The sequence below is a fragment of the Streptosporangium sp. NPDC002544 genome (assembly GCF_040295965.1).
In the GTDB taxonomy this organism is placed as follows: Bacteria; Actinomycetota; Actinomycetes; order Streptosporangiales; family Streptosporangiaceae; genus Streptosporangium.
In genome coordinates this window covers 1-9,699 of the sequence record NZ_JBEOWJ010000075.1, presented here as the reverse complement: position 1 = coordinate 9,699, position 9,699 = coordinate 1, and the positions used below count along the sequence as shown (strand labels likewise).

The following is a 9,699-nucleotide window of genomic DNA, read 5'->3' as shown; positions in this document are numbered from 1 at the left end:
CCTCAAAGAGCTCCAAGCCCTTTTGGCCACCTGGACAGGCCGATGCCCCACCTGCCAGCAAAGACCGCCCTAACCACCTAACAAAGCACTACTAGGACCGGATGAGGGTGACGCAGGCGACGCGGGGGCCCGCGGCGCCGGCCTCGGCGCCGGCGGTGCGGGTCGGCTCGGCATGGATCACCAACGATCTGGGCAGCCGGCCCGCGACGAACGCCCAGTCCCGGGTGGCGGTGGCGGCGGCCTCCCCCCGGGCGTCGGTGGTGAAGTCGAGCCAGACCTCGTTCTGGGCACTGGCGTGGGCGTGGGCGTGCTGGTAGTGCGGCCCGGCGTCCTCGGGCTTGAGACCGCACGGGTTGACGTGCAGGTGCACCCCGTAGGTGCGTCCCGGGAGCATGCCGGTGACGGTGACCGTGGAGGTGGCGAGCACCGCCCCCGACTCCGCGGTGACCCGGGCCGTGGCTCCCGGCGGCACCAGCGTGGTGTCGTAGGCGATGACGGAGGCACGAGGTCCGGGGGCGGAGAACACCCCGCCCCCGGTAAGGCGGATCTCCGCGCTTGAGGCGACCGCCGGGCCGTGCCCCGCAGGATGGGTGTCGGCGGCCCGCTCACCACAGCCGGCGCAGAGCAGGGCGACGGCGAGAACTCCCAGAATGCGCATCCATGATCTCCTTGGCGGGCCGGAACAGTGCAGCGCCCACCATAACCAGTAATCATGTGATCACACTGGGTATTGACCACTTCCGGCCTTCGTCTTCGCTCCCGGCCGGGAGCGAAGACGAAGAGCGGCCGTCTCGTCGATACCCGCGGCCGAACCGCTCGGCGTTCAGGCGTTGGCGGCGGCTATCTCGTCGATGCGGGCGGCCAGGGTGAAGTCCATCTCCGTCAGCCCGCCGGCGTCGTGCGTGCTGAGCGCGAGGTGGAGGGTGCGCCAGCGGATATCGATGTCGGGGTGGTGGTTGAGCTTCTCGGCCTCGACCGCGATCTCGTCCACGATGCGGATCGCGGTCGGGAAGTCGGTGGCGGTGATCTTCCGGCGGATCTCGTCTCCCTCGCGCCGCCATTCGGGCAGGCCGGTGAGCCGGTCGTCCACCGCGGAGTCGTCAAGCAGGTTCATCCTCCCAGGAGATCACGTCCCCGGCGAGGACACCAAGCCGGGGCAGGCTCCCGGCGCGCCGGGCCATGGCCATGATGCCCTGGGCCATGGCGGTGGCATGGCTGGTCCCCTCCAGGAGGGGCTCCAGCTCGGGCAGCAGACCGGGTAGCCGGGACAGGCTCCAGTCGTGCCAGCCGGACAGGCGGGTGCCGCCGCTGTCGGGGTCCTCGGCGCGGTAGGCGGCCAGGATCGGGCACTCCCGGTGAATGCGGAGCAGCCATCTCTCGATGTCGGCGTTGAGCGCGGCTATCCGGGAGGGCGCGGCGTACAGCCAGCCGTCGTCGCCGATCCGGTCGGACTCGCCGCCGAGCGCGGGGTAGGAGCGGGCCACCGTACCGTGCAGGAACAGGCCGCTGGCCACCATGAGCTGGCGCCCCTCGCACCAGTCGAGCGCCCCGCGCAGGGGTGCCGGGACGGTGTCGACGATGACCGCGCACTGGGAGGCCGTGGGCTGCCGGGCGAAGCGGACGTGCACTTCGGCCCACATGTAATAACTCGCCTCCCCCGCTCCGAAGAAGGGGAAGGGGAAGTCCTGGTCGGGGTGGGCCATGGGTCGGGTTTCTCCGTGGAGAGGGGACAGGAGTCGTTCCGAATATGAACGACTCCTGACGACACTCTCGGGATTACTCGCCGGAGCCGGTAATTTGACCGGATCCGGTCATTTGACCGCGCCGGAGGTGAGACCCGACTGGATCTGGCGCTGGAAGATGATGTAGACGATCATGACCGGGATGATGGCCATGCTCAGCGCGGCGAACAGGCCGGGCCAGTCGGCCTCGTAACCGGCGCTGGTGGAGATGTTGGCGACGCCCTGGGTGATCAGCCACTTGTCCTCGACGTTGCCCGACAGCAGCACGATCGGCAGGAGGTACTGGTTCCACTGACCCAGGATGTTGAAGATCGTGATGCTGACCAGCCCCGGCTTGGCCATCGGCACCATGATCTGGAAGAACGTCCGGGTGTGCGAGCAGCCGTCCATCATCGCCGCCTCGGCCACCGAGGTGGGCAGCGTCTTGAAGAACGCCGACAGGAAGAAGACGGTGAACGGCAGCGAGTAGGCGATGTAGACCAGGATCACGCCGAGGTGGGTGTCGATCAGGCCCAGGTTCTTCACCACGAAGAAGAGCGGGACCAGCGCGAGGAAGACCGGGAACGTCATCCCCGACACGAACAGGAAGTAGATCGCCCTGTTGCCGGGGAAGGTGTAGCGCGCCAGCACGTACGCGGCCATCGAGCCGAGCAGCATGGTGCCGGCCGTGCTGCACGCCACCACGAAGACGGTGTTCAGCATGTACTGCCCGATGTGCGCCTTCTCCCAGGCCCGGCCCCAGGCGTCCCAGCCGAAGGAGGCGGGCAGCGTGATGGCGTCCCCGAAGATCTCGGTGTTGGTCTTGAAAGAGGCCAGGAACGTCCAGAGGATCGGGCCGACGATCAGGATCGCCCAGACCAGCAGCGCGAGGTGGGACAGCACCCCGAAGGGGCCGAGCGAGCCCCTGGTCCGCCTGGCACGCGCGTGGGCGGCGGGGCGGGAGGCGGCGGGCTTGCGAGCCGTGTCCGTGGCCATCAGAACTCGATCCTCTCGCGCCGGGTCACGCGCAGGGTGAGGGCGGCGAACGTGATGGTCATGAAGAACAGCGCCACGCCCATCGCCGACGCGTAGCCGAACTTGGAGAAGTTGAACGCCGTGCGCCAGATCTCCATCGGGAGCACCGTCGTGGCGTTGTCGGGCCCACCGCGGTCGACCGAGAGGACCTGGACCAGGGCGAAGGCGTCGAAGGCGGCGATGCCGAGATAGACCCAGGCGACCTGCATGGTGTCCCAGAGCAGCGGGATCGTGATCCTGAAGAACAGGGTGAACCTGCCCGCGCCGTCGAGGGCGGCGGCCTCGAACACGTCCTTGGGGATGGAGGACATGCCGGCCGAGAACAGCACCACGTAGAAGCCGACGGCCTGCCAGACCATCACGCCGATGATGGCCAGCAGGGCGATGTCGGGATCGATGAGCCAGCCGACCGGTTCGATGCCGACCTTGCCGAGCAGGCCGTTGATCACGCCGGTCCCGTCCGGACGGTAGATCGCCTGGAAGAGCACGCCGACGATGGCGACGGCCAGGACCTGGGGCAGGAAGAAGATCACCCGGTAGACCTTCGAGCCCCAGATCCCGGTCATCCGCCCGCCCCGCTGCCCGCCGCTCAGGTTGAGCAGGAAGGAGAAGAACAGGGCGATCACGATGGTGACCAGCGGCATGACAAGCAGCAGAACACCGTGGTGACGCACCGCAGCCCAGAAGACCTCGTCGTCAAGGAGCCTGGCGAAGTTCTCCAGGCCGATGAACTGAGGGTTCGCCGAGATGCCCTTCCAGTTGGTCACCGCGATGTAGAAAGCCTGGATGTACGGGCTGACCACGAAGACCACGTAGAGGAGCACCGGCGCGGCGAGAAAGCCGACGATGAACGGATACTTGCCTTGCCGCATCGGGGCTACACCGTCCGGGTCTGCTTGGTGATGGACGAGTCGGCCTTGGTCTTGTCGGCGGCCTTCTGCATCTTCTCGCAGAACTCGTCGGCGGAGATGCGGCCGAACATCAGCGCGTTGGTCTGCTTGCGCAGCTCGGTCTCGAACTCCTTGTACCAGTTCTCGAAGCTGCTGAAGGTGACGATGTTCTGGCCCGCGGCGCTCTGCGCGGCGCTGAGGCTGGCGTTGCCCGGCGACAGCTCCAGGCCGTCGGCGGCACCGGTCACCACCGTGATGTTGCCGGACTTCTCGGTGAAGCCCCTCGCGCCCTCCTTGGAGAGCATGATGCGCAGGTACTCCAGGCCGCCCTTGGGGTTCTTGGCCTTGGCCGGGACGATGTACGCCTCGCCGGCGGCGGCGCGGATGGCCTCGAACGGCATCTTGTCGGCCGCGGTGACGCTGGGAGTGGGCGACAGCGCGTACTTGAAGCCTTCGGGGGTCTGTTCCTTCTGCTCGTTCTCCAGCCAGGAACCGGAGGGGTAGAGGGCGACCTTGCCCTGGTTCTGGCGGAGCTGCACCTCGGTGTGGATCAGGCCCTCGAAGGACTTGTCCATGTACTTGCCGATCTCAGCCCAGGCGGCGGCGGACTGCTTCATGGAGTCGCGCTGCCAGACTCCGTCGACGAGGTTGTCGACGTCGAGCAGGATCTGGTTGCCCTCGATCTTCGCGGCGGAGATGAGGATCATCCAGTACGCGTAGTAGGAGGCGTTCTTGCCCGCGTACGCGAACGGGGTGATCCCGGCGGCCTTGGCCTTCTCGGCGAAGGCCTTGAACTCCTCGAAGGTCTTCGGCGGGGTCCAGCCGTTCTTCTCGAACAGCGCGGAGTCGTACCAGAGGCCGTACGCGGAGAAGACGTAGTTCATCAGGTACGGCTTGCCCGCGAGGAGACCCGACTCCACGGTGCCCGGCGCGACCAGGTCACGGACCTTCTTGCTCGGGTCGTCGATCGAGGGGGCGTCCCACAGCTCGGTGAGCTCAAGAAGCTGGCCCTCCTGCTGCAGGGCGCCGTTGTCCATCAGGTCGGTGCCGGAGTTGGCGATCACGTCGGGGACGTCGCCGCCGGCGAACCGCGGCTGCAGGGTCTGTGCGATCTGCTGGGTGGCGACGTGCTTGACCTGTGCCTTGGCGAACGCCTTCTTGTACAGCGGCTCGTGCACCTCGGTGGCGTAACTGTCACCGAGGCCGCCCTTGAAGATGACGACCTCAAGCGGCGCGTCGGCGGCGACGCCGAACGGGTTCGCCGCGGAGATCGCGCCACCCGCGGAGGGGGCCGCCGAGGTGCTGGCCGCCGGAGCCGCGCCACCGGTGGCGCAGGCGCTGAGCAACCCGGCGCCTGGACCGACGATCAGAGCGCTCATGCCGATCCGGCGGAGCAGCTGCCGCCGGGTGATGTCTCCGGGCGTACCGACCGAGTTTGACATGCAACCCTCCTGAACGGGGGATCAATTAGGAAAGTTTCCTAAACGTTTGCCCGAAGGTACGTATCCGCGGAGTCCAGCGTCAAGACTTCCCAGCCGGTCTAGACCGAGCCGTGATGTCCTCGCGACCTATCCGCTAGCTACCAAACGCCGAGGAGGTGCAATTCAATGACAGAACGGCACACAGTGGCCGATATTTCCCTGGAACCATTGACGTGGCCGCCGCCAGGGAGATAAAGGAACCGTGCTCGCCGGTAGCCAAAGGGCGGCAACCGGTCTAGACCAGATAATGAGGGTTTGCCGCCCGGTACCGCAACCCCCTACTTTTGACGGCATGTTGCTGGCCGAGCAGCGCCGCCTGCTGTGTGAGTACGGCCGCCGAGCCGCCACGACCGGACTGGTCGTCGGAACCGCGGGGAATCTCAGCGTGCGCGCGGGCGAACTCGTCGCCGTGACGCCCAGCGGCGTCTCCCTCGACCGGCTGGAACCCGAGGCCTGCCCGATCGTCGACGTCGAGGGCCACCTCGTCGAGGGCGACCTGCAGCCGTCCTCGGAGACCCCCATGCACCTGGCGGTCTATACGACCACCGAGGCCGGCGCGATCGTGCACACCCACTCCGTCTTCGGCACCGTGGTCGCCACGACCATGAGCGAGCTGCCGCCCATCCACTACAACGCCCTGCTGCTCGGCGGGACCGTCCGCGTCGCCGAATACGCCACCTACGGCACGCCCGAGCTCGCCGCCTCCGTCCGGGCCGCGCTGGCGGACCGGCGCGCGGCGCTGCTGGCCAACCACGGCGGGGTCACGATCGGCGACGACCTGGACGGGGCCTTCGAGGCGACCAGGCTGCTGGAGTGGCTCTGCGAGGTCTACGTGCGGGCCAAGGGCGTCGGCGAGCCCCGTGTGCTCACCGAGGAACAGCTCGCCGCGGTGGTCCGGCGCGCCTTCGACCCGCCCACGTTCCCCCGCCGCGAGCACTGACCGCGACACGACCGCCCTTTGCCCGTACGCCCTCGTCGCGAGGACCGAGCGCGACGCGGCCCCGCCCCGTACACCCCCTTCGCGAGGACTGACCCGATGCCTCTCCAGCTCACCGGCGCCCCGAGCGATCCGGACCTCATCCGCCTGCCCTGGGACGTCCCGCTGGAGGACTGGCCCGAGCACCGCCTGGTCTCCCTGCCGCGCGGCATCTCCCGGCACGTGGTGCGCTTCACCCGCCTGGCGGGCAAGGTGTACGCGATCAAGGAGATCAGCGAGTACTACGCCAAGCGCGAGTACCGCCTGCTGTGGGACCTGAGCCGGCTGGACACCCCGTCGGTCGAGCCGGTGGCGGTGGTCACCGGACGGACCGACGCCGCCGGCGAGCCGCTCGACTCGGCGCTCATCACCCAGCACCTGCAGTTCTCGCTGCCCTACCGGGCGGTCATGTCCGGGACGGTCCGCCCCGAGACGCTCAACCGGCTGCTCGACGCCCTGGCCGTGCTGCTGGTACGGCTGCACCTCGGCGGCTTCTACTGGGGCGACTGCTCACTGTCGAACGTCCTGTTCCGCCGGGACGCGGGCTCCTTCGCCGCCTACCTCGTCGACGCCGAGACCGGTGAGCTGCATCCCATGATCAGTGAGGGCCAGCGGCTGTACGACATAGAGGTGGCGCACACCAACATCTTCGGCGAGATGCTCGACCTGGAGGCGGGCGGGTTGCTGCACTCCTCCATCGACCCCGAACAGGTCGCCGACTCCATCTGCGAGCGCTACCACCGCCTCTGGGGTGAGCTCACCTCCGACGACATCATCGAGGAGGTCGACTGGCACATGATCGACCAGCGGATCCGCCGGCTGAACTCGCTGGGCTTCGACGTCGCCGAGATGATGGTCCGCCGCAAGGCGGGCACCGGGCGGCTGATCGTCCGCCCCAAGGTGGTGGACGCCGGGCACCACCAGCGCAGGCTGCTCCGGCTCACCGGCCTGGACGTGGAGGAGAACCAGGCCAGGCGGCTCCTCAATGACCTCGACTGCTTCCGCGTGTCGTACGGCCTGCGCCACGAGGACGAGGCGATCGTGGCCCACCGCTGGCTGGCCGAGGTCTTCCAGCCCACGATGGAGGCCGTCCCGCAGAATCTGCGCGGCAAGCTGGAGCCCGCCCAGTTCTTCCACGAGGTGCTCGACCACCGCTGGTTCCTGTCGGAGGAGGCCGGGAACGACGTTGGCCTGCCCGCCGCGGTGAATTCCTATGTGAAGAACATTCTTGTTTTCAAGCCGGACGAAAAGGCGATTATCACCGACCAGCCAACGGGTTGATTTCCACCCAGGGTGTATATCTTCCTACTCGGTTGGTGAATCCTACGCTTTTTCCTATCAAGGCACTGGCTGGAAAGGACGAGTCCCGAGGGCTTTCCCTACGCTGACCGGGCGACGCCTGAAGTCGCCGGCAAGGGAGAGCACGTGCTCGGAATCGAAGACTGCCTCACTGAGGTAATGGCCATCCCCGGTGCCCTGGACGCGATCCTCATCGATCAGACCAGCGGGACGGTCGTGGCGACCGGCGGCGCGAGCCGCCACGGTGACGTGGAGCGATCGGCCGCGGGGCTGAGCGAGACCCTGCGCGCGACGCTGGACGGACTCGCCGTCACCGCACCGGGCGGCACCGTCCGGATCGACGACATGATCATAACCACGGACGGCGGCCACCATTTGCTGCGGCCGTTGGAAACGCTTTTCGACGGCCCGCTGGTCATTTACGTCAGGCTCGACCTGGAACGGTCGAACCTGGCATTGGCCCGCCACCGCCTCCAGGCCCTTTCCGGCCGCCTGATATCGACGTGAAGCCGTGCCGAGCGTCGAGATCATCCTCAGCGGGCTCGCCAGTGATCGCGCCACCGGCTCGCTCCGCCTCGGCAAGGCGGGCGCCATCTATCTCACCGACGGCCGCGTGACCTATGCCGAGAGCGCGGCGGCCCCCCGGCTGGAGGACCTGCTGGCGGCCTGCCGCGGGATCTCCGCCCACGCCGTACGACAGGCCAGGCAGTCCGCGACCGAGGATCTGCGGGGCGGCGAGCCGCCGGTCGCCGCCCCGCAGATCCTCGGAGGCGACCGGCTCCTCGCCCAGGGTCTGCTCACCAGGGGCGAGCTGGAGTTCTGCGTGCTGAGCACGGTGCTCGACGCCAGCTACTTCCTGCTGGAGTCGACCGGGCACCGGCCCAGGTTCCGGCGGGGAGAGCGGCACTGGCTCGGACCGCAGTGGTACTTCGACGCGGCCGGCCTGCTCCGGGAGTGCAAGCGGAGGAAGGCGCAGTTGGAACAGACCTGGCCGTCCGCGGAGCTGGACACGCTCCCGGTCGTCCCGCGGAGGCGCATCGCCGCCCAGCGGGTGGCGCTGAGCTCGCTGCAGTGGGAGGTGCTGGTCGGCGCCGACTCCACGGCGACCCCGGCCGACCTGGCACGCAAGCTGGGCCGCCCGGCGTACTCGGTGCTGCTCGCCGTACGGCAGCTCGCCTCCCGTGGGCTGCTGCGCGTCCCGGAACCCGACGCGGCCGCCGCACCCGCCGCGCAGGACCCGCTGCCGAGACGGACGAGGGGGGCCACGGAGATCCCGGCAGCCGGAACGGGCTCCCTGGCGACGCCCGCGTCGCTCCCCGGAGCCACCGGGGATCCGACCGACGTCAACCTGCTCATCCGGCTCAGGAACGCATTGGAGGCACTGACTTGAGCCTGGTTCGATGCCGCCGATAAGGCTGCGGACGCTGAAGCTGATCGGAAGGAGGGTGCCGGTGGAACTGCGTGAGGAGATACGCCGGGAGATGGCGCTGCTGCGAGAGCGCATCCCCGATGTGGACGGGAGCATCGTGTGCAGCGTCGACGGCCTGACCCTGGCCAGTGATCTGGGCCGCGACACCGCCGCCGAGCAGACCGGCGCGCTCTCCTCCGCGCTCCTGGCCCTCAGCCGCCGGATGACGGGCATGGCCGGCAAGGGCACCTTCGAGGAGACGCTGATCTCCGGCACCAACGGCTACGCGGCCTGCTACGCCGCCGGACCCAAGATCGTCCTCACAGTCCTGGCACGCCCGGGGACCAACCTCGGGCTGCTCCGGCTGGAGGGTCGCAAGACGGCGGCCAGATTGGCCGCCATCACCTCGCGCATGTCGATAACCCAGTGATCGGAGACAGAAATGGGCAACATGGACATCTCTCTCAAGGAGATGATGGCGATCGACGGCGCCATCGGCGCGGTCATCGTCGACTACAACAGCGGGATGGCGCTGGGCGCGCTCGGCGGTTCCAAGGACCTCGACCTCCAGGTGGCGGCCGCGGGTAACACCGAGGTCGTCAAGGCCAAGATGCGGACCATGGAGTCGCTCGGCCTCAAGGACGGCATCGAGGACATCCTCATCACGCTCGGCACGCAGTACCACGTGATCCGCCCGCTCTCCGGCCGGAGCGGCAAAGGCCTGTTCATCTACATGGCCCTCGACCGGAACCGGGCCAACCTCGCGCTCGCGCGGCACATCCTGCGCGGCATCGAGGAGAGGCTCGAGGTCTGATCCTGCCGCGGGGCGGGGGGCGTGGGTGAGGGGGGGGGGCGGCGGGGGGGGGGACGCGCCGCGGCGGGGCCGGGG

At 68.4% G+C, this 9,699-nt stretch carries 12 protein-coding genes; 6 read left to right on the top strand and 6 right to left on the bottom strand.

The genetic code is table 11. The features are described 5' to 3' along the window. Window positions 1-91 precede the first annotated feature (91 nt). The 6 genes from ABT061_RS48010 to ngcE all read right to left on the bottom strand — a co-directional run bounded on the left by ABT061_RS48010 (window position 92) and on the right by ngcE (window position 5,088). Entirely contained in the window at window positions 92-658 is a 567-nt protein-coding gene (locus ABT061_RS48010) for a superoxide dismutase family protein (protein WP_350930403.1), read from the bottom strand. A gap of 165 nt (window positions 659-823) precedes the next feature. Next, on the bottom strand, window positions 824-1,114 hold the full coding sequence (locus ABT061_RS48005) for a 4a-hydroxytetrahydrobiopterin dehydratase (RefSeq protein ID WP_350930402.1): 291 nt from the start codon (window positions 1,112-1,114) through the stop codon (window positions 824-826). Beyond that, window positions 1,101-1,703: a hypothetical protein gene (locus ABT061_RS48000; RefSeq protein WP_350930401.1), complete on the bottom strand. Its 603-nt coding sequence runs from the start codon at window positions 1,701-1,703 to the stop codon at window positions 1,101-1,103. The genes ABT061_RS48005 and ABT061_RS48000 overlap by 14 nt, the downstream gene beginning before the upstream one ends. A gap of 108 nt (window positions 1,704-1,811) precedes the next feature. Continuing rightward, window positions 1,812-2,717 (bottom strand): carbohydrate ABC transporter permease, encoded by a 906-nt coding sequence (locus tag ABT061_RS47995; protein WP_350930400.1) that lies wholly within the window; start codon window positions 2,715-2,717, stop codon window positions 1,812-1,814. Continuing rightward, window positions 2,717-3,628, bottom strand: a complete 912-nt coding sequence (locus tag ABT061_RS47990) for a carbohydrate ABC transporter permease (RefSeq protein WP_350930399.1) — start codon at window positions 3,626-3,628, stop codon at window positions 2,717-2,719. The genes ABT061_RS47995 and ABT061_RS47990 overlap by 1 nt, the downstream gene beginning before the upstream one ends. Window positions 3,629-3,633: 5 nt before the next feature. Next, window positions 3,634-5,088, bottom strand: coding sequence for an N-acetylglucosamine/diacetylchitobiose ABC transporter substrate-binding protein (ngcE, locus tag ABT061_RS47985; RefSeq protein WP_350930398.1), 1,455 nt, complete (start codon window positions 5,086-5,088; stop codon window positions 3,634-3,636). 331 nt (window positions 5,089-5,419) lie between these two features. Between ngcE and ABT061_RS47980 the strand changes: the two genes are divergently transcribed. From ABT061_RS47980 to ABT061_RS47955, 6 genes are all read left to right on the top strand, one after another. Beyond that, window positions 5,420-6,067, top strand: coding sequence for a class II aldolase/adducin family protein (locus ABT061_RS47980; RefSeq protein WP_350930397.1), 648 nt, complete (start codon window positions 5,420-5,422; stop codon window positions 6,065-6,067). A gap of 96 nt (window positions 6,068-6,163) precedes the next feature. Next, on the top strand, window positions 6,164-7,384 hold the full coding sequence (locus tag ABT061_RS47975) for a DUF4032 domain-containing protein (protein ID WP_350930396.1): 1,221 nt from the start codon (window positions 6,164-6,166) through the stop codon (window positions 7,382-7,384). A 144-nt stretch (window positions 7,385-7,528) separates the two neighbouring features. After that, window positions 7,529-7,909 (top strand): hypothetical protein, encoded by a 381-nt coding sequence (locus ABT061_RS47970; protein ID WP_030911916.1) that lies wholly within the window; start codon window positions 7,529-7,531, stop codon window positions 7,907-7,909. A 4-nt stretch (window positions 7,910-7,913) separates the two neighbouring features. Continuing rightward, the gene (locus tag ABT061_RS47965; RefSeq protein WP_350930395.1) at window positions 7,914-8,792 is read left to right on the top strand and encodes a hypothetical protein; all 879 of its coding nucleotides are present in this window, start codon (window positions 7,914-7,916) and stop codon (window positions 8,790-8,792) included. Between the two features lie 61 nt (window positions 8,793-8,853). After that, window positions 8,854-9,240 (top strand): roadblock/LC7 domain-containing protein, encoded by a 387-nt coding sequence (locus ABT061_RS47960; RefSeq protein ID WP_350930394.1) that lies wholly within the window; start codon window positions 8,854-8,856, stop codon window positions 9,238-9,240. Window positions 9,241-9,252: 12 nt separating this feature from the next. Next, complete coding sequence (locus ABT061_RS47955; protein WP_326643438.1) at window positions 9,253-9,624, top strand: hypothetical protein; 372 nt, start codon at window positions 9,253-9,255, stop codon at window positions 9,622-9,624. Window positions 9,625-9,699 lie beyond the last annotated feature (75 nt).

What these genes read in the sequence shown, in the direction of transcription:
- ABT061_RS48010 (WP_350930403.1), bottom strand. Translation starts at nt 658, where the DNA reads ATGCGCATTCTGGGAGTTCTCGCCGTCGCCCTGCTCTGCGCCGGCTGT.
- ABT061_RS48005 (WP_350930402.1), bottom strand. Translation starts at nt 1,114, where the DNA reads ATGAACCTGCTTGACGACTCCGCGGTGGACGACCGGCTCACCGGCCTG.
- ABT061_RS48000 (WP_350930401.1), bottom strand. Translation starts at nt 1,703, where the DNA reads ATGGCCCACCCCGACCAGGACTTCCCCTTCCCCTTCTTCGGAGCGGGG.
- ABT061_RS47995 (WP_350930400.1), bottom strand. Translation starts at nt 2,717, where the DNA reads ATGGCCACGGACACGGCTCGCAAGCCCGCCGCCTCCCGCCCCGCCGCC.
- ABT061_RS47990 (WP_350930399.1), bottom strand. Translation starts at nt 3,628, where the DNA reads ATGCGGCAAGGCAAGTATCCGTTCATCGTCGGCTTTCTCGCCGCGCCG.
- ngcE (WP_350930398.1), bottom strand. Translation starts at nt 5,088, where the DNA reads ATGTCAAACTCGGTCGGTACGCCCGGAGACATCACCCGGCGGCAGCTG.
- ABT061_RS47980 (WP_350930397.1), top strand. Translation starts at nt 5,420, where the DNA reads ATGTTGCTGGCCGAGCAGCGCCGCCTGCTGTGTGAGTACGGCCGCCGA.
- ABT061_RS47975 (WP_350930396.1), top strand. Translation starts at nt 6,164, where the DNA reads ATGCCTCTCCAGCTCACCGGCGCCCCGAGCGATCCGGACCTCATCCGC.
- ABT061_RS47955 (WP_326643438.1), top strand. Translation starts at nt 9,253, where the DNA reads ATGGGCAACATGGACATCTCTCTCAAGGAGATGATGGCGATCGACGGC.